This window comes from Novosphingobium colocasiae, from assembly GCF_014652555.1.
Classification (GTDB): domain Bacteria; phylum Pseudomonadota; class Alphaproteobacteria; order Sphingomonadales; family Sphingomonadaceae; genus Novosphingobium; species Novosphingobium colocasiae.
Window position 1 is genome coordinate 1 of record NZ_BMZA01000003.1, and the last position, 19,460, is coordinate 19,460.

Annotated in this window: 16 protein-coding genes; 12 read left to right on the plus strand and 4 right to left on the minus strand. The window is 66.5% G+C overall.

The genetic code is table 11. The features are described 5' to 3' along the window. Positions 1-107 precede the first annotated feature (107 nt). Entirely contained in the window at positions 108-1,511 is a 1,404-nt protein-coding gene (fumC, locus tag IE122_RS06220) for a class II fumarate hydratase (RefSeq protein WP_189620264.1), read from the minus strand. A gap of 224 nt (positions 1,512-1,735) precedes the next feature. On the opposite strand from fumC, the gene IE122_RS06225 reads away from it, so the two are divergent. Genes IE122_RS06225 through IE122_RS06250 form a run of 6 tightly spaced genes read left to right on the plus strand, consistent with a single transcriptional unit; the run spans position 1,736 to position 9,394 of the window. After that, positions 1,736-3,286 carry a hypothetical protein gene (locus tag IE122_RS06225; RefSeq protein ID WP_229813828.1) on the plus strand — a complete coding sequence of 517 codons (1,551 nt, stop codon included), beginning with the start codon at positions 1,736-1,738 and terminating at the stop codon, positions 3,284-3,286. Continuing rightward, the gene (gene accB, locus IE122_RS06230; protein ID WP_189620265.1) at positions 3,283-3,777 is read left to right on the plus strand and encodes an acetyl-CoA carboxylase biotin carboxyl carrier protein; all 495 of its coding nucleotides are present in this window, start codon (positions 3,283-3,285) and stop codon (positions 3,775-3,777) included. Before IE122_RS06225 ends, accB begins: the two co-directional genes overlap by 4 nt. A gap of 7 nt (positions 3,778-3,784) precedes the next feature. Further along, positions 3,785-5,152 (plus strand): acetyl-CoA carboxylase biotin carboxylase subunit, encoded by a 1,368-nt coding sequence (locus IE122_RS06235; protein ID WP_189620266.1) that lies wholly within the window; start codon positions 3,785-3,787, stop codon positions 5,150-5,152. Positions 5,153-5,155: 3 nt separating this feature from the next. Next, positions 5,156-6,613, plus strand: a complete 1,458-nt coding sequence (locus IE122_RS06240) for a pyruvate carboxylase (protein WP_189620267.1) — start codon at positions 5,156-5,158, stop codon at positions 6,611-6,613. A gap of 10 nt (positions 6,614-6,623) precedes the next feature. After that, positions 6,624-8,168, plus strand: a complete 1,545-nt coding sequence (locus IE122_RS06245; RefSeq protein WP_229813829.1) for a class I adenylate-forming enzyme family protein — start codon at positions 6,624-6,626, stop codon at positions 8,166-8,168. Beyond that, positions 8,168-9,394, plus strand: coding sequence for a thiolase family protein (locus IE122_RS06250; RefSeq protein WP_189620269.1), 1,227 nt, complete (start codon positions 8,168-8,170; stop codon positions 9,392-9,394). Before IE122_RS06245 ends, IE122_RS06250 begins: the two co-directional genes overlap by 1 nt. On the opposite strand, the gene IE122_RS06255 is transcribed toward IE122_RS06250, so the two are convergent. Continuing rightward, the gene (locus tag IE122_RS06255; protein WP_189620270.1) at positions 9,395-9,703 is read right to left on the minus strand and encodes an alkylphosphonate utilization protein; all 309 of its coding nucleotides are present in this window, start codon (positions 9,701-9,703) and stop codon (positions 9,395-9,397) included. It lies immediately after the preceding gene. A gap of 60 nt (positions 9,704-9,763) precedes the next feature. Then, the gene (locus IE122_RS06260) at positions 9,764-10,183 is read right to left on the minus strand and encodes a DUF2141 domain-containing protein (RefSeq protein ID WP_189620271.1); all 420 of its coding nucleotides are present in this window, start codon (positions 10,181-10,183) and stop codon (positions 9,764-9,766) included. Between the two features lie 140 nt (positions 10,184-10,323). Here IE122_RS06260 and IE122_RS06265 point away from each other — a divergent pair, with 140 nt between their 5' ends. Continuing rightward, positions 10,324-10,977 carry a hypothetical protein gene (locus tag IE122_RS06265; RefSeq protein WP_189620272.1) on the plus strand — a complete coding sequence of 218 codons (654 nt, stop codon included), beginning with the start codon at positions 10,324-10,326 and terminating at the stop codon, positions 10,975-10,977. A 203-nt stretch (positions 10,978-11,180) separates the two neighbouring features. Further along, complete coding sequence (locus IE122_RS06270; protein WP_189620273.1) at positions 11,181-11,513, plus strand: Rieske (2Fe-2S) protein; 333 nt, start codon at positions 11,181-11,183, stop codon at positions 11,511-11,513. On the opposite strand, the gene IE122_RS06275 is transcribed toward IE122_RS06270, so the two are convergent. Then, a complete protein-coding gene (locus IE122_RS06275; protein ID WP_189620274.1) occupies positions 11,505-11,933 on the minus strand; it encodes an OsmC family protein in 429 nt (142 codons plus the stop codon). The genes IE122_RS06270 and IE122_RS06275 overlap by 9 nt on opposite strands. Before the next feature lie 172 nt (positions 11,934-12,105). On the opposite strand from IE122_RS06275, the gene IE122_RS06280 reads away from it, so the two are divergent. The 4 genes from IE122_RS06280 to IE122_RS06295 all read left to right on the plus strand — a co-directional run bounded on the left by IE122_RS06280 (position 12,106) and on the right by IE122_RS06295 (position 19,353). Beyond that, on the plus strand, positions 12,106-12,633 hold the full coding sequence (locus tag IE122_RS06280; protein WP_373299114.1) for an RNA polymerase sigma factor: 528 nt from the start codon (positions 12,106-12,108) through the stop codon (positions 12,631-12,633). A 38-nt stretch (positions 12,634-12,671) separates the two neighbouring features. Further along, positions 12,672-13,604 (plus strand): FecR family protein, encoded by a 933-nt coding sequence (locus IE122_RS06285; protein WP_189620276.1) that lies wholly within the window; start codon positions 12,672-12,674, stop codon positions 13,602-13,604. Positions 13,605-13,606: 2 nt separating this feature from the next. After that, the gene (locus IE122_RS06290) at positions 13,607-16,042 is read left to right on the plus strand and encodes a TonB-dependent receptor (protein ID WP_229813830.1); all 2,436 of its coding nucleotides are present in this window, start codon (positions 13,607-13,609) and stop codon (positions 16,040-16,042) included. Between the two features lie 89 nt (positions 16,043-16,131). Then, a complete protein-coding gene (locus IE122_RS06295; protein ID WP_189620277.1) occupies positions 16,132-19,353 on the plus strand; it encodes an autotransporter outer membrane beta-barrel domain-containing protein in 3,222 nt (1,073 codons plus the stop codon). Positions 19,354-19,460: the final 107 nt, after the last annotated feature.

Genomic DNA, 19,460 nt, shown 5'->3' on the forward strand with positions numbered 1-19,460 from the left:
TCGCAGGTTCAAATCCTGCCCCCGCAACCAATATATCATCCCATCCAAATCACACAGGCCCGTGTCAATGACGGGTCCACCGTTCGCGCAGTCTCGACTGCGAGATATTACGCCGACGAGCCAGGACCTACCATCAGTTCAGGCCTGACGACCCGATCGAACGTCGCTTCGTCTACCACGCCCAGCGCCAGCGCCGCTTCCCGGAGCGTCTGGTCGTGGGCATGCGCGTGCTTGGCGATGGCGGCGGCGTTGTCGTAGCCGATTTCAGGTGCCAGCGCGGTGACCAGCATCAGCGAGCGATCGACAAGTTCGGCGATGCGGGTGCGGTTGGGTTCGAGACCGGCTATGCAGCGGTCAGTGAAGCTCTCCATCCCCACCGCCAAGAGGTTGATCGAGCGCAGCACCGCCGCGCCGATCAGCGGCTTGAACACGTTGAGTTCGAGATGGCCCTGCAAGCCGCCGACGGTGGCCGCCTGGTGGTTGCCGATCACTTGCGCCGCAACCATCGTCAGCATTTCGCACTGGGTCGGGTTGACCTTGCCCGGCATGATCGAGCTGCCGGGCTCGTTGGCCGGCAGGTCTAGTTCGCCAAGGCCGGAGCGCGGGCCTGATCCGAGCAGGCGGATATCGTTGGCGATCTTGGTCAGGGCAACGGCGAGTGTGTTGAGCCGCCCGGAAAAGTCCACCAGCGTGTCCTGGCTGGCCAGCGCTTCGAACTTGTTCAGCGCGCTGGTGAAGGCAAAGCCGGTCAGCCCAGCGATCTCTGTCGCGATGTCTGTCGCGAAGTGGGGCGGGGTGTTGATCCCGGTGCCGACGGCGGTCCCACCTTGCGCCAGCTTGGACAGGCCATGCTCGACCAGCGGTTCGATGCGGGTCCGCGCAAGACGCAGTTGCGCATAGTAGCCGGAGAATTCCTGTCCGAGCGTGATCGGCGTCGCATCCTGGAGGTGGGTGCGGCCGATCTTGACGATCACGTCCCACGCCTGCGCCTTCGCCAGCAAAGCTGCTTCGAGCCGCTCCAGCGCCGGTAGCAGCCGGTGCGTTGCCGTCAGCGCGGCGGCGATGTGGAGCGCGGTCGGGAAGCTGTCGTTCGAGGACTGGCTCATGTTGACATGATCGTTGGGATGGACCGGGCTCTTACCGCCGCGCGTGCCTGCCAGTGTCTCGTTGGCGATGCCGGCGATCACTTCATTGACGTTCATGTTGGTCTGGGTGCCGCTGCCGGTCTGCCAGATGACCAGCGGGAACTGATCGTCATGTTTCCCGTTGGCGACTGCTGCAGCCGCCGCTTCGATCGCTTCGGCGACGCGGGGATCGAGGCCATGGCGGCGGTTGACGCGCGCTGCTGCCTGCTTGACGATCGCCAGTGCGTGGATGATTTCGGGCGGCATCCGTTCTGCCGGGCCGAATGGAAAGTTCTCCAGGCTGCGCTGGGTCTGCGCGCCCCAGTAGGCATTGCCGGGAACGTCGACCGGGCCGATACTGTCGGTTTCGGTGCGGGTCTGTGCCATGCGGTCTCTCCTGCGCGAAGGGCAGGCGGAAGGGTCCGGCTGCGGCCTTCATCCATCTGGTCGCGGCATCGCCCCACCGCAAGAGTTCAGCCGCGCCGGGAAGGCTGTAAAGGCATGCGGAGTTTTCAGATTGTCAGACGATTTTGATTGACTATAAAGTCTGTGCGAATCAAAAAGACGTCTGAGGAGAGGGCCATGCCCGCCAATTGGGAGCAGGGGCGATAATGTCGCTGGATTATGTGCGGCTATTGCAGGCGAACAACGCCATCCAGACCATCGGGGACGACACCTACTGGCTGTGCGTGACCCGTACGGTGCAGGAATCGAAGCTGTTCCCGGTGCCGTCGTACATGCTGCTGTCCTATCTGTGCTGCTACTATCGCTACCCGGCGTTGCTGCGCAAGATCGAGGGGCGGATGTCGGCCGAGGAGATCGGCGATCGGGCCCGCGCGATGGGCGGCAAGTTCGGCAACCTGCCGGGTTGGGGCATGCCGACGTTCTTCCTGCTCGGGCGCGAAATCCTGATCAACTTCGGCCTGTTGCGCCCGGAGGACGATGCCGAGGACGTGGCCTATGTCATGGACTTCTGGCGTCGCTTCAAGCTCGCCCAGCAGCGCGAGGATGGGCATATCAACGCCCGGGAATACGGCCAGCGGGTGCAACTGCTGCCCGAGCGCCGCATCCAGCGCTTCCACGCCGATCTCTACGCCTGCAGCAATGGCGATCGCCTGCACAAGGCGGCGCAGGCCTTTCTTGCCACCGTTTCGCAGTACGGGTTTCTGGTTTCGTGCGAGAGCCGCTGCACGCTCAACAACAGCGGGCCGTACAAGCTGGCCGACAATCGCGAAATCATCATCCGCGATTTCAGTGATCTGGCGCAGGGCGACTATCCGTGGCTGGACGGGGTGGCCGATGCCGTGCCTTACCCCAACCTGACCGTGACGATGGAAGTGACCGATTGCCATTTCTACCTGATGGACGATTGGGGCAGCTTTGAATCGAAGCCCGAATTCACCGCCGAAAAGCTGACCGGCATCGGCCTTTATACCTCCGATGTTCTCACCGAAACCTACATGCCGGTCGGCATGGGGTCGGCCGAGGAACTGGCGCAAACCTTCGAAAGCCTGACCGACACTTTCCGCACCGCCACCACCGAACTGTGGAAGCGGATGGCGGGCTGGTCGCGCGATCAGATGATGGATGCCGGTGCGCTGACCTATTTCAGCCTCATCAAGGATTTCGCGCATGTCGCCGGGGTCTACGACGTCGATGACTGGATGAAGATCGACGAACGCGCTGATCGTTTCCGCCCGCTGCTCAACGACGAATTCGGCCGCGATTTCCTGGGTGAACTGGTCGGGCTGGTCGATCTGCCCAGCCAGCAGTTGCACGATTACGCGATGATGCAGCACAACAACCGCCCCGCGCGCTATATCTCGCACATCCCGCACAGCGTCCTGAACGATGCTGTCCCGCCCGGCAGCGGGCATGTCGCGGCGGGCGTTTCGCACCTTTCGGACAAGGTGGATCGCTATGTCACCAGCGTCGGGGCGCTGACCCTGTCGGATTACAATGCGCGCGCCGGGGCATTCCAGCCGGCGCAGATGCAGCCGCCCTATCGCTACTTGTGCGATGCCAGCGTGCGGTCGGCCCCGGCTTCGGCCGATGTCGATGCGCTGTACCGGCTCGAACAGGAACAGTCGCGCCTGCTGCGCGGCAAGGGAGCCGGGCTGACCCGGGACGAGATCGAGATCCTGAGGGAGAACAACGCATGAGCGGGCCGGATACCTTGCGCGACATCGAGACGCTGATCGCCGAATTCCAGGCATCCGGCCTCCGCGAACTGCATGTTCGGTCAGGCGGGGTGGAGATCTACCTGTCGAATGATGCGAGGGCGGCCGGGCTCGATGCCGCGCCGGTGGTCCGCCAGGCGGCTGCCGTCGCTGCACCCTCTGCCACCCCGGCCGCGTCTGCGGCTGCTCCTGCAGCGGCAGCGCCGGCGGCAGTGGCAGGATTGCCGGACAACGTGGTGATCGTCCGCGCGCCTTACCTTGGCACTTTCTACCGTTCGCCCAAGCCGGGCTCGCCGGTCTATGTCGATGTCGGCACGGTGGTGACGCCCGAGTCCGATATGTGCCTGGTCGAAGTGATGAAGCTGTTCACCGCGGTGCGTGCCGGGATATCGGGCACGGTCCACGCGATCCTGGCGACGGATGGGCAGATGGTCGAGGCTGACCAGCCGCTGTTCGCCGTCATTCCGGGCTGATCGTTCGATGGCCGTATCCCGTCTTTTCATCGCCAACCGGGGCGAAATCGCGCTCAGGATCGTGCACGCGGCACAGGCGCTCGACATCGAAACGGTGGTCGGCATTTCCGAGGCCGATCAGGGCAGCGCCGCCGCCACGCTGGCCGACCGCGCGTTGCTGCTGGGCCCCGGCCCTGCTGTGCACAGCTATCTCGATCCGCGTCTGGTGGTCCATGCCGCCAAGGCTGCCGGCTGCGATGCCCTGCATCCCGGTTACGGCTTCCTCTCTGAACGCGCGATCCTGCCGCGCCTGTGCGCCGACCATGGCATCGCTTTCGTGGGCCCCGAGCCCGACATGATCGATGCGCTGGGCGACAAGCTGCGCGCCCGCGCCATGGCCAAGGCCGCCGGGGTGCCGCTGGTGCCGGGCAGCGAGGAGATCGCCAGCGCTGCCGATGCCCGCCGCGAGGCAGACCGCATCGGTTATCCCGTGCTGCTCAAGGCATCGGCCGGGGGCGGCGGGCGCGGCATGGTGATCGCCAACAATGCCGAGGAAGCCGAAGCGGGCTTTCACAAGGCAAGTGCCGAGGCGCTGGCCGCGTTCAATGACGGCACTTTGTTCATGGAACGCTTCGTGCCCGAGGCGCGCCACGTCGAAGTGCAGCTCATGGGCGACGGCACCGGCAAAGTCGTCCATTTCGGTGAGCGCGACTGTTCGGTCCAGCGCCGCTACCAGAAGCTTGTCGAGGAAGCGCCGTGCACGGCGATGCCCGATCAGGTGCGCCGTCAATTGCACGAAGCCGCCGTGGCGCTGGCCTCCAGTGTCCGGTATAGCAACGCCGGCACGGCCGAGTTCCTCTACGACGTCAAGCGCGAGGAAGTGTACTTCATCGAGGTCAATGCCCGCATCCAGGTCGAGCATCCGGTCAGCGAGATGGTCACCGGGTTCGATCTGGTCGCCGAGCAGATCCGCATTGCCGGAGGGGCCGCGCTATCCGTCAGCCAAGACGACATCGCGCTCACCGGCCACGCCATCGAATGCCGCATCAACGCCGAAGATGTGGGCAAGGGCTTCATCCCCGTGCCCGGCCGGATCACCGGATGGCAACCGCCGCAGGGCGAGGGCATCCGGCTCGACAGCCACATGGCGCAAGGTGCGGTGATCCCGCCATTCTATGACAGCATGATCGGCAAGCTGATCGTTCACGGCAAGGATCGCGCCGAGGCGGTATCGCGCCTGACCGATGCGCTGGACGCTTTCGTCGTCGAAGGCGTGCCGACCACGCTGGGCCTTCACCGCGCCATCGTGCGCCATCCCGATTTCATCGAAAACCGCATCCACACGCGCTGGCTGGAGCAGGTCCTGCTCGCAGACGGCGTACCCGCAACGGAGTAGCCGATGGCGCATATCAATTTCCTCGACGAAACCTTGCGCGATGGCCAGCAGAGCCTGTGGGGCATGCGCATGCAGGCCGGCATGGCCCTGCCGGTCACCCCGATCATCGATCAGACCGGGTATCAGATCATCAGCCTTGCCGGCTCGTCACTGTTCGAAGTGCTGATCCGCCATTGCCAGGAGGATCCTTGGGCCGGTCTGGACCTGCTGGTCAAATCCATGCCCAACACGCCCTTGCGCGCGGGCTGCCGCTCCAACGGCTCGGTCACGTTCGGCCACACGCCCGATGCGCTGATGGATATCTGGGTCGATCGGCTTTGCGCCCATGGGTTGCGCAGTTTCTGGCTCTACGATGTCCTGTTCAACATCGACAAGATGCACCGACTGGCCAAGATCGCCAAGACGTATGATTGCCAGGTCGCGGGCACCATGCTGTTCACCCTGTCACCCGTGCACGACGATGCGTTCTGGGCCGACAAGGCGGACAAGCTGTCCGCTCTCCCCGAGATCGATAGCCTGCTGCTGTACGATACCGGGGGCGTGCTGGACCGCGAACGCCTGTCCACGCTGGTTCCCGCCATCAAGGCCAAGGCGCGGGGCAAGCCGATCGAGATGCATTCGAACAACATGCTCGGCCAGTCGGCCAAGGCCTATTGCGATGCGGTCGAATTCGGCGTCACCGTGCTGCACACCGCGGCCCGGTCCATGGCTAACGGCCCGTCAATCCCTTCGATCGACATCATGTGCAAGAACCTCGAAGCACTGGGGCACACGCACAACATCGATACGAGCAAGCTCAAGCCGGTATCCGATCGCTTCCGCGCGGTGGCGCAGGCGGCGGGCTACCTGCACGATCAGTCCTATGAATACGACGTCACCTCGCTCGCGACGCAGATTCCGGGCGGGATGATGGGGACGCTGCGCAACCAGCTGATCCAGCAGAACATGCTCGACAAGCTGCCCGAGGTGCTGGAGGAAGTCGCCATGGTCCGGCGGGAGCTGGGCTATCCCGGCATGGCGACGCCGTTCGCGCAACTGGTCGGCACCGTTGCGGTGCTCAACATCGTCACCGGCAAGCGCTATTCTGCCGTTCCCGATGAAGTGATCCAGTATGCCGTCGGCTATTACGGCGAACCGCCGGCACCTATCGATGGGGAAGCGATGGACCGGATCATGTCCGCGCCGCGCGCTGCCGAGATCCGGGCGGAGCCGCCGGAACAGCCCGATCGCGCCGAACTGCACCGCCGCCACGGCACCCATGGCGATGATGACGAGCTCCTGCTGCGCGCGCTGGTGCCCGCTGCCGATATCGAGCGCATGCGCAAGGCGGGCCCGGTGGCGCGCGATTATCCCACGCTGTCCTCTCCGGAACTGGCGCAGGTCCAGAAGCTGATCCGGATGGCCAACGCGCCGCTGGTGCAGATCAAGTCCAGCATGCTCGACCTGACGCTGCGGCGCTGATCCGATGCGGATGATCGACTACTTCGACCGGGGCCTGCGCATCGCCCGGGATCGACCGTGCATGATCGAGGGCGATCGGCAGCGCTCGTATGCCGAAGTGGCAGCGCACGTGAATGCGGTGGCGGCGATGCTGATCGCCGACGGCTTTCCCGCCGGGGCCCACGCGGCAGTGCTGAGCGGCAATGCCATGGCCGCGTTCGAGGCAGTGCTGGGCATCCTGCGCGCCGACGGCGTGTGGGCGATGGCCAACAACCGGGCTAGCCCGGCGGAGAACGCCTACCTGTTCGATCTGCTCGATATCGATACGTTGTTCGTCCATTCAGAAGTCGCCGATCGCATCGCGACTTTCCGTGCGCAGTGCCCCGGCATCCGCCGCTACATCGCGCTCGACCGGCCGTTTCCGGAAGCTGATTTCTACCTGCAAGACCGGATCGGCGCCGCCGCTCCACCGGTGCAGCAGCGTCGTTCGGGCGCTGCCGAAGAACTGGGTTTTCTCGCCAATACCGGCGGCACAACCGGGCGCTCCAAGGGGGTGATGCTGTCGAACGGCAACTGGCAGGCGCTGGTTTCCAGTCTGGTCGCCTCGATGCCGATGAAGGCCCCGCCGGTGAACCTCGTCGCCGCGCCGATGACCCATGCCGCCGGGCCGCTGGCGCTGGCCAGCATGGCGCTGGGGGGCACCGTCGTCATCCTGCCGCGCTTCGAGCCCGCCACGGTGATCGAGGCGATCGAACGCCACCGCGTGACCTACATGTTCCTGCCGCCGACGGCGGTTTACATGCTGCTGTCGCACCCCGGCGTGCGCGATGCCGATTTCTCCAGCCTCGAATATATCTCCTACGCCGGGGCGCCGATGTCACTGGACCGGTTGAAGGAGGCCATTGCCGTGTTCGGCCCGGTGATGAACGCCAGCTTCGGGCAGACCGAGGCACCGATGTGCGTTACCGCGATGCCCCCGCACGAACATCTCGACGCCGCCGGCGAGCTGGCCCATCCCGGCAGTTGCGGCCGTCCCAATCTGCTGTCGCAGGTCGAGATCATGGACGACGAGGGCCGTATCCTCCCGCCCGGGGAACGCGGCGAGATCGTTGTGCGCGGGCCACTGGTGATGGCGGGTTATTACAAGAACCCGCAGGCGACCGCCGAAGTCTCGACCTTCGGCTGGCACCACACCGGCGATATCGGCGTGCGTGACGAGCAGGGCTGGTTTTATGTGGTGGACCGCAAGAAGGACATGATCATCTCGGGCGGCTTCAACGTCTACCCGGCCGAGGTGGAGAAGGCGCTGCTGGCGCATGACGATGTGCAGGATTGCGCGGTCGTCGGCGTGCCGGACGAAAAGTGGGGCGAGGCGGTGATCGCCTTCGTCGAACCGCGCGCCGGCCATGCTCCCGACGAGGACGCGCTGCTTGCCTTTGCGCGCGATGCGCTCGGCCCGGTCAAGACGCCCAAGCGTATCGAGGTGATCGCGCAACTGCCGCGCACCACCGCCGGCAAGGTTTCACGCGCCGACTTGCGCAAGCCGTTCTGGGACGCGGCGGGGAGGAAGATCTGATGCGCACCGTCAGCGTCATCGGCGTGGGGATGACCCCGTTCGGCCGCCATCTCGACCGCACACATACCGATCTGGCGCAGCAGGCGGTGATTGCGGCGCTGGCGGATGCCGGGGCGCAGGCCGGGGACCTCGGCATGGCGATCTATGCCAACGTGGTGCAGGGCTTCTTTGCCGGGGAAATGTCGATCCCCGGCGAATATGCGCTGCGCCCGCTCGGCATCCAGGGCGTGCGCGTGCTCCACATCGAGGCGGCCTGCGCCAGTGCCACCATCGGCATGCACGTGGCGACGGATTACATCCGCGCCGGGATCGTCGATGTGGCGCTGATCGTCGGCGTGGAGAAGCTCTACAGCACGGATCGTGACAAGCGCTTCGCGGTCTTCCAGCAGCCGCTCGATGCCGGGGTGGCGCAGGATTACATCGCGCGCACTCGCCATATGCTTGCGCCCGCACCCGAAGGGGTCGACGGACCCGGCCCCAACATCATGATGGACGCCTATGCCGCGCAGGCGCGGCTCTACATGCAGACTTACGGCACCAGCCAGCGCCAGATCGCGGCGGTTTCGGCCAAGAACCACTATCACTCGCAGTTCAATCCGCTCTCGCAGTACCGCAACGTCCTCAGCATCGATGAAGTACTGGCCGCGCCGAACGTCTCATGGCCGCTGACCGTGCCGATGTGCGCGCCGATCAGCGATGGCGCGGCGGCGGCGGTGCTGTGCGCCGACGATGTGCTAGACCGCTTCCCCGGTGCTCGCCCGGTGCGGGTGCTGGCCGCGGAATCGCTGAGCGGCAGCGATCGCGCCCCGGACGATTATGCCCGCCACGTTACCCGCATCGTCTCCACCCGTGCTTATGAAAAGGCCGGGATCGGGCCGCAGGACGTCGATCTGGCCGAAGTGCACGATGCCAGTTCATCGGGCGAGATCGTGCAGGTCGAAGCGCTGGGCCTGAGCCGGCCGGGCGAGGCTGGGCACGATGCCGAAGCCGGCGTCACCGCGCTGGGCGGGCGCGTTCCGGTCAATGTCTCGGGCGGGCTGGTGTCCAAGGGGCACCCGCTGGGTGCCACCGGCCTTGGCCAGATCTTCGAACTGGTCACCCAGTTGCGCGGGCAAGCCGGGGCGCGTCAGGTCGATGGCGCGCGGGTGGCGCTGGCGGAGAACAGCGGCGGCTTCTACGGCGTGGAAGACGGTCTGTCGGCGGTGACGATCCTCGCCACCCCCTGATCAGCGCTTGCGCACGAATTCCGCGCGCAGGACGAGACCCTTGATGCCCGGATAACGGCAGTCGATTTCCTGCGCATCGCCGGTCAGCCGGATCGCCGGGATCACCGTGCCGCGCTTGAGCGTCTGGCCCGCGCCCTTGACGTCGAGATCCTTGATCAGCGTGACGGAATCGCCGTCGGCGAGGAGATTGCCGACGGCATCGCGGACTTCGACGGCATCGGCACTGGCGCGCCGTGCCGCCAGTTCGCCGGCCGGCAGCCATTCGCCGCTGTCCTCGTCGTACACGTAGTCTTCGTCGTCAGCGGCCATGGCTTGCTCCTCTCGCGGCGCGCATGGCAGATTTCGTCGCATTTGGGGAGGGCACAATGCTCAGCCGCCGAACAGGTATTTCATCCGCACCGTCAGGTTCGCGCCGGGTGCCAGCGGGGCGAGCGACTTGTCGTAACCCGGCATGCCGCCGGGATTGTTGGAAATGCCGACGCCTTCCAGCGGCATACCGATGAAATCGTGCCGGGTCTTCCCGTCGCTGTCCTCGTCATGCACCACGGTCACGGCATAGCGGCCGGGTGCGGGCAGCGGGAAGGCGATGTGCATGGTCGCTGCGGTGACCGGTACGACCCGGCGCAGCGCGGTGCGGCTCTTTTCGCAGGCGGGAAAGCCGGCCTTGTCGCGCCACAGGCAGACAATGAGCTGGCCCCTGGCGGAGTGAAGATCGGTCACCAGCAGATCGAACGTGGCCACCGGTCCGGGTTCGGCCCGGACACTTTGCGCACAAGGGGCTGTCGCCATGGCCAGCGCCAACGCGCAACGATAAATCCTCTTCATGATGTGCCCGTGCTTCCTGCTATGTCCGGCATCAGACGCCGCGGGGCGGGGCGATCCGCAGTTGGCATCGGCAACCGGAGCGAGGCCAGGGGGTTGATCGTGGCATGAGAACGCTGACCCTGCTGCTCGCACCTGCCGCCTTGCTGACGGGGTGCACGCCCGATCCTGATGCCCCGGAAGCGCGCCAGACATCTGTCGTGGAGGATATGGCTTCACCGGTCGATCCCTCGCAGAGCGTAACCGAACCTCCGGCCGATCACCTCGCGCCGGACGATCCGCCGGTTGTCCACCGCCCGCTCACCGCCGATCTGGTAAGGCGCGAATGGGCGCGGGCGGCCAATCGCAAGGGCTGCGCGCCGCTGCTGCTCACCAGTGACGCCGGAGCGCCCGCCAGCGCGCGTGCGGCGCATTTCGCGGGCGGCTGGGCTGTCGCCTTTGACCTGCCCGGTACGCGCAGCGCTTATGGCATCGCCGGGACCGGATCGCTGGACGAGAACGAGGTGCCGCCCGCGCAGTCGGAGGCGCGGCTTAGCGCACAATGGCCCCATTTCATCCGCCTGCCCGATCTGCCGCAGCCCGCCTATGCCGTATACGGACTCGAAGGCGCGCGGCCGTTCGCTGCGGCCAATCCCGATGGGCGCGGCGAAAACGCGCTGGCCTATGTCCGCGTCGGCGGGCAGCGCTGCCTTTATAATGTGTGGAGCCGGCTGGGGCGCGCGCATCTGGAGGCGCTGCTGGATTCGCTGCGGCAGCCCTAAAGCATCGAGCCTTCACCAGCGCCACAAGTTCCGTTCGTGTCGAGCGTAGTCGAGACACTCAGCGCCAAGTGGCTCGACTACGCTCGACACGAACGGGGAATGATTCAGATTCATGCGCTTGGCTACGGCGAGCCGGGCGATCCCTCTCGACAAAATGCGTCGTAGTGATACGTATTGTGCAAAGGGCAGAAATGGGGGAAGTCATGGAATATATTCGCGTGGCGGCAACTGCCGATGTCGCGCCGGGCCGGATGATCCCGGTCGAGGCAAAGGGTGCCAAGCTGCTCCTCGCCAATGTCGATGGCGTCTTCTACGCCGCCCAGCGCAAGTGCCCGCACATGGGCTTCAGCCTGTGCCGGGGTGCGCTTAACGGGGCCTCGGTCACCTGCGTGCTGCACAAGGCGCGGTTCGATCTGGCCACCGGCGCGGTGATGGACGATCCGCACATCCTGTTCATCAAGATGAAGTCCAAGCGCGGCCTCACCACCTACCCGGTGCAGGTGGAAGGCGACGCCGTGATGGTCGGCTTAAGCTGACTGGAAATTCGTTTCCAGCGTGATCTCGCAGTTCAGCAGCTTGGAGATCGGGCAGCCCTTCTTGGCGATGCCGGCCAGTTCCTCGAACTGTGCCTTGTCTAGGCCGGCGACCCTGCCGGTCAGGGTCAGCGCGCTCTTGCTGACCTTGAAACCGTCACCGTCCTTTTCGAGCGTCACTGCGCACGTCGTTTCCAGCGTGCCGTCGGTAAAGCCGGCCCCGGCCAGTTGAAAGCTGGTGGCCATGGTGAAACACGAGGCGTGGGCGGCGGCGATCATCTCTTCAGGGTTCGTTCCCGGCGCGCCTTCGAAGCGAGTGGTGAACCCGTAAGCCGCATCGAGCACGCCCGACTTGGTGGCGACATGGCCCTTGCCGGTCTTGCCCAGGCCTTCGTAGCGGGCGGTGGCCGAATTGACGGTCATGGCAGATGTCCTTTCATGCAGGGGGGGCGATAGGCTAAGCGCACCGACCGCACGCTGGTTCCGGGCAGGCGATCGTAGCTCCCCGCGTTTTTTGGCGTGCGGCCATCGCATGCTTCCCTCGCGCCTTGCTCTGCCTTACTGACGCGGTTCACAGTTCGCCATCGGTGTGCCGTTGTCCGACGATGTTTTCCCTGCCGGGCTCGAAGCGGTGTTCCTGGAGAACCGCGCGAAGCTGCTGCATTTCCTGCGGGCCCGCGGGGCCGGAGACGCGGCCGAAGACCTTGTGCAGGAAATCTGGCTGCGGCTGAGTGCCGCCCGCCCCGGCCCGATCGCCTCGCCGCTATCCTATCTCTTTCGCACCGCTGATCTGCTGCTGATCGATCGCTATCGCTCGGTCCGCCAGGCGCACAGGCGTGAACGCGCGTGGAGCGACCTCAACGCCGGGGACGGCGCGGGGGCATCAGATGAACCGTCCGCCGAACGCACCGTGGCCGCGCGGCAGGACGCGGTGCGGGTGATGGACGAACTGGATCGGCTGGGCCCGCGCGCCGCAGCGGTGTTCCGCCGCCACCGTATCGACGGCGTGGCGCAGCGGCAGGTCGCCGCCGAATTCGGCATCAGCCTGAGCACGGTGGAAAGCGACTTGCGCGCCGCCTATCGTGCGATCAGGGACTGGAAGGAGCGGCGCGATGAGGTTTGAGGGCAACGCCTCCGTCATCGCTGCCGGAGGCCAAGACGATGCCGCATGATGACTTGATCGAAACGCAGGCCCTGGACTGGGCGGTGCGGGCGGGCGACCCGGAATTCGCCGACTGGGAGGCGTTCACGCGCTGGCTGGACGAAAGCCCGCGCCACGCCGCCGCTTACGACCGCGCCAGCGCTGCCGTTGCCGACGCCGCAGAGCTGATCGCGGCGCACGCGCCGATGCCCGCCGCGAACGATGATCCCGGTACGGTCACCCGGCCGTTTGACCGGCGGCGCTGGTTCGTCGGGGCGATGGCCGCGTCGCTGGCGCTGGTCGTTGGCATCGGCCTGTGGCGTGGCCAGACCGATCGGTACATCATCGTCGCTGATCCCGGCACCATGCGCACGGCGTCGCTGGCGGACGGCGGCAGCGTGGCTTTGTCCGGCGGCACCCGGCTGGAACTGGACCGCCACGATCCGCGCTATGCCAGGCTGCTGGCGGGGCAGGCGCTGTTCACGGTGCGCCACGATGCCGCGCATCCGTTCGAAGTACGCGTGGGCGATGACCGGCTGGTCGATGCCGGCACCGTCTTCGACGTGACGTTGAACGGCAGCGGCATGCGGGTTGCGGTGTCAGAAGGGCTGGTCGTGTTCAACCCCGACCAGCAGCAGGTGTCGATTGAGCCCGGCCATGCGCTCAGCCGCGAGGCGGGATCCGACGTCTATGCGCTGAGCGAGATAGCGCCCGCGCAAGTGGGCGAGTGGCGCAGCGGGCGGCTGACGTTCGAGGCGGCAACCCCGGCACAGGTCGCGGCGGACCTGACGCGGCTGACCGGCATTGCCTACGCCGCAGCACCGGGGGCCGAGCGGCGGGTTTCGGGCAGCATCGTGATCGATCCGCTGCGGCCCGATCCGGCGGCGCTCGGCCCTCTGCTGGGGCTGACCGTGCGGGAAGAGGGTGGCCGCTGGATGATCGAAGCGGACTGACGTTGCGCGCCGCCTGGCCCCTTCTGCTTGCCGGTACGGTTATTGCCGCCGCGCCCGCCCATGCCGGGTCCGGGCATGACGAGGTGCGCATCGATGTGCCCGCCGGATCGGCCGGGGCCGCTGCCATCGCGCTGGCCCGGCAGACCGGCACCAGCATCGTCATCACTGACAGCAGCCTGGCCCGTCGCGCTGTCCCCGCCTTGCGCGGCCGCATGGCGCGCGTTGAGGCGGTGCGCCGGCTGGCGCGGGCCGCAGGGGCGGATGCGATCGGATCGGGCACCGATGCCTGGCGGCTGGTTCCGCGGGCCCCAGCGTCGTTGCCGCCAGCCACGCCGCGCACCGTGTATCGCGCTCCTGAACCACCGCCGGAAACCGTGGCCGCCGAGCCGATCGTCGTCATCAGTTCCAAGCGCGACCTCACGCTGGACCAGTTCCCCGGCCAGATCACGGTGCTGGATGGGGATGACCTGGTGCGCGGCGGCGTGGGCGGGAGCGAGAAGATTACCCAGCGCCTTGCCACCGTCACCTCGACGCATCTGGGCAGCGGGCGCAACAAGCTGTTCATCCGCGGCATTGCCGATTCCAGCTTCACCGGGCCGACGCAGGCCACGGTCGGCCAGTACCTCGGCGATCTGCGGTTGAGCTACAACGCGCCCGATCCGGACCTGCGGCTGTCGGACGTGGAACGGGTGGAGGTGCTGGAAGGCCCGCAGGGCGCGCTCTATGGCGCGGGCTCGCTTGGCGGGATACTGCGCATCGTCCCGCGCATGCCGCGCCAGGGCGTGGTCAGCGCTTCGGGCCAGATCGGCGGGGCATTGACGCAGGACGGCGATCCGGGCGGCGATATCAGCGCGACGATCAACCTGCCCATTTCCGGCGAACTGGCGGCTTTGCGGGTGACCGCCGATGCCGAACAGCAGGGCGGCTATATCGACAAGCCGGCGATTGCCCGATCGGACGTCAACCGCACCCGCATCTATGGCGGCCGCGCGATTGTGCGAGTCGAACCGGCGGCGGGGTTCAGTGTGGACCTTATCGGCCTCGCCCAGTCCACTCGGGCGCGCGACAGCCAGTATGTCGATCGCGGCGGCCACACGCTGAACAGCCTCGCGACGTTGCGCGAAGGAGCGCAGGCAGACTATGCGCAGGGGCAGGTGGTGGTATCGGCGCAGTGGGGCGGGGTGCGGCTGCGTTCATCCACCGGGATCACCGGGCAGGAACTGGCGGAACGCTATGACGCGACGATGCCCGGTGGCCCGGCGAGGCTGTTCGAACAGACCAACCGCACCCGCATGGTCGCGCACGAGACCCGCATCTGGAACCATGCGCCGGACGGCCTGGGGTGGCTGGCCGGGGTCAGCTACACCCACAACCTCACCCGGCTGGGACGCCGGTTCATCGAACCCGATCCGGTCAGCGGCCGCATTCTCGCGCAAGGCTCCTCGGCCGGGGTGCGCAACCGGATCGACGAGCTGACGCTCTATGGCGAGGCCAGCCTGCCGCTGGTGCGCGGTTTCACAGCCACGCTGGGCGGTCGCTACACGATGTCCTGGCTGGGCGGCGCGGGGAACGACGTATCGCCGCTGCTGGCCCGTGCCTTTGCCGCAGTGACCGCGAACCGCACCGAGAAGCGCTTCCTCCCGTCCGCGTCGCTGCTGCTGTCGCCCCGTGCCGGTAGCGTGCTGTACCTGCGCTATCAGGAAGGGTTCCGCCCCGGCGGCCTCGCCATCGAGAACGACTTCGTCCGCCGTTTCAACAACGATCACACCGCCACGTTCGAGGCCGGCGCACGGATCGGGCGGGCCGATAGCGGGCCGTTCGATCTGGCGACCAGTATCTCCTACACCCGCTGGGACGATATCCAGGCGGACTTCATCGATGGCGCGGGCCTGCCCAGTTCGGCCAACATCGGCGATGGCCGGGTGTGGTCGGCCAGCCTGTCCGGCGGGGTCCGGCTGTCGCCGGGGTTGCGGGTCGAAGGCGGGGTCACCGTCAACCGCAGCAAGATCGACCGGCCCAGCGTATCGGCGCTGCTGCCGATGCTGGCGGGGCTGGCCTATTCCGACCAGTTGACCGCGCTCTATACCCGCACCCGGCAGGTCCCCAATATCGCCCAGGTGTCGGGCCGGCTGGGGCTGGGCTGGACGCGCCCGGTCACGCAGGAACTGGCGCTCGATATCCATGGCTGGGCCAGCTACGTCGGCCGCTCGCGGCTCGGCGTCGGCCCGGAACTGGGCGAGGCGCAGGGCGATTACCTCGACAGCGGCTTTACCGTGCGGATCGGCCGCGCCGATGCCGGGGTGACGCTGGGCGTGACCAACCTGGCCAACAGGCGCGGCAACCGGTTCTCGCTCGGCACTCCGTTCAGCGTCGGCCGCGAACAGGTGACGCCGCTGCGCCCGCGCACGGTGCGGCTGGGATTCGACGCCAGCTTCTGATCGCTTTCGCGAATTTTTCGCCTGACGCGTCAAGGCCGCGCGCGAACGCCTCCGTCTGTCGGGTCAGAGGACCTGACTGAGGGAAATTCATGCGCCTGACCCTGCTTGCCACAACGGCTGTCATTGCGATTGCCGCCACTGCCCCGTTCGACCACGCCATGGCCGAAACGATCTCGACCAAGAAGACCGCGCCGATCCAGACATCGACGATCAAGGCCGGCACCCCCGATGCGATTGACATCGCTGCGGCCGGATCGGTGGAACTCACCGGCGGCACGGCCGTCACGATGGACAGCAACAACGCGGTGTCCAACGCTGGCAAGATCCTGGTCAATCCGGCCAGCAACGCCAACGGCGGTGCCGGTATTGTCGCCAATGCGGGCACGACCGGCGATATCGTCAATTCCGGCACGATCACCATTGATGAGCCCTATGTCGCCACTGACACCGATAACGACGGCGATCTGGACGGGCCTTATGCGCTGGGCTCCGGCCGGTACGGCATCCGCACGCTGGGCGATCACACCGGCAAGATCAGCAACAGCGGCACGATCTCGGTAGAAGGCAACGATTCGGCCGGCATCGCCCTGGGCGGCACGCTGACCGGGAACTTCACGCACGACGGCAAGACCACCGTTGTCGGTGACCGCGCGGTCGGTGTCGATGCCCGCCAGATCAACGGCAATGTCCGGCTGGCCGGAACGGTGACGGCCCAAGGCAAGGACGCGATCGGCGCGCGCTTCGCCGGTGATGTCAACGGCGCAATGGTGGTGCAGGGCTCCATTGGATCGACCGGGTATCGCAACACCACGGCCCCGGCCGATGCCAGCAAGCTTGATGCCGACGATCTGCTCCAGGGCGGCTCGGCGCTGATCATCGAAGGCAACGTCAGCGGCGGCATCGTCCTGGCGGTTCCGCCCAAGAACACCAGCACTACCAATCCCGACGTCGATGGCGACGGGATCGAGGATGCCAAGGAAGGTTCGGCCCGCGTCGTCACCTATGGCGCTGCCCCCGCCATGGTGATCGGCGCGACCGATCATGCCATTGCCATCGGCCCCGTGGCCGGCACCGCCAGCGGCTTCGGCCTGCAGATCGACGGCAGCATCGAAGGCAACGGCGTCTATGCGGGGATCGACGGCAACGGGCTGGTCATCGGCGGACGCGGCGGTGCCGTCACCGTGGCGAACGGCATCGGCGTCAGCGGGCTCGTTGCCGCGAGCTCGAATGGCGGCGATGCGACCGGCCTGCGCCTGGGCAGCGGTGCATCGACGCCCGAACTGCGTAATTCCGGTACGATCGGTGCCGTCACCACCAGCGTGGCCGGTGCCGAGGCGCGCGCTCTGGTGATCGACGCTGGAGCCAGCCTGCCGACCATCCGCAATTCCGGCACGATCAAGGCAGTCGCCGGAGAGAACGGCAGCGCCACCGCGATCGTCGATCGCAGCGGCACCGTATCGCTGATCGAGAACAGCGGCGCGATCTCGGCAACCGGTGCCAAGGCGGATTCGGGTCGCAATATTGCCATCGATCTGTCCACCAACAGTGCCGGCGTGATCGTGCGGCAGACGGTGGTGGGCTCGGGCTTTGCCGCGCCGACGATCGTTGGCGACATCAGGCTGGGCAGCGGCAACGACACGGTTGATCTTGCCGACGGCGTGCTGAACGGCGCGATCGCCTTCGGCGGCGGCAACAATACGCTGACGCTGTCGGGCGACGCTGGGCAGGCCGGCAACGTCACTTTCGGTGCCGGCAACGACGCGATGAGCCTGGCCGGCACGTCCGTGTACATTGGTGCGGTCGATTTCGGCGGCGGCATTGACAGTCTGACGCTGTCGGGCACCTCGATTTTCCAGGGCTCGCTGGCCAATTCGGCCGGGCTGGCCGTGGCCGTCAACGGCGGCACGCTGGACGTCAGGAAACCCACCGCCATCGCCTCGCTGGCGGTCGGCAGCGGCGGCGTGCTGGTGGTGACGCTGGACAAGACCGCCGGGCAGGGTACCGCCTATACCGTCGCCGGCACCGCCTCGTTCGCGCAAGGGTCCAAGCTCAAGCTGCGGCTGGCGGATATCGATACGGCGGTGGGCAACTATACAGTGCTTAGCGCGGGCACGCTCCAGGGTGCCGGTAACCTGACTACCGATAGCACGCTGGTGCCGTTCCTGTTCAAGGCGACCCTTGCCACCAACGCGCCGGCGAACACCATCGTCGTCAACGTGGCGCGCCGCGCCGCGTCCGAACTCGGCCTTAACCGTTCGCAAACGGCCGCTTATGACGGCGTGTTCGCGGCGATCGGCAAGGACAGTGCGGTCGAAGGCGTGTTCCTCAACATCACCGAGAGCAAGACCTTCCGCCAGGCCGTGGCCTCGATGCTGCCCGATCATGCCGGCGGCGCGTTCGAAGGCGTCAGCCAGGGCGTGCGCTCGCTTACCCGGCAGATGCTCGATCCGCGCGGGCCGATTGCCTATTCGGGCAACCTGTCGGTCTATACCACCGCCAATGTCTGGGGCACCGACAAGAAGGAGGGCGATAGCGCCGCCTATAACCTGACCGGCTACGCGATGTCGCTGATCGGCGAATATCAGACCGGCGTCGGCGCGTTCAGCGTTTCGGGTGCCTATCTGTGGAACCGCTATACGCAGAACGGGCTATCGACCAACCGCTCGGATTCGTTCGAGGTCGCCGCCGGGTGGCGCGGGACGTGGGACACGATTTCCGCATTCGCCCGCGCCTCGATCGGCAAGGCGGATTTCAGGAACAAGCGCCGCTTCCAGGGCGATAACGCTGGCACAGCGGTCGACAAGACCATCCAGGGCAAGTGGAACGGTACGTTCACCAGCCTTGCCGGCGGCATTTCGGCCGAAGGCGGCACTGTCCACTTCTTCTATCGCCCGGCGGTTACGGTTGATTACGTGCGGCTGAAGGAAGATGGCTACAAGGACAGCGGCGGCGGCGATGCGCTGGACCTGACCGTCGATGGCCGCCGCAGCAGCGAACTGGGCGTCAACGGCGGCCTTACGCTGGGCGTCGATTTCTATGGCACCGCCAAGCATGACGACAACTGGCTGCGGCTGGAAACCGAAGGCGGCTGGCGCGAGATTCTGTCGGGCGGTGTCGGCAAGACCACCGCGCGCTTCAAGGACGGCACGGCATTCACCCTGGAAGGCGAAGACCCGGACGGCGGCTGGTACGCGCGCCTGCGCCTGTTCGGCGGCATGTCCGGCCTGACGCTGGGCGGCGAACTAGGAGCCGAGCAGCGCTTCGACAAGGTCAACATGTCGCTGCGCGGGACGATGCGGGTCGGGTTCTGAGCCCGAATTTGCGCTATCTCACGGCTCGTCATTGCGAATCCGCGAAGCGGGTAAAGCAATCCAAGGCGGCGTAAACCGCCCTGGATTGCCGCGCGACCTGCGGTCGC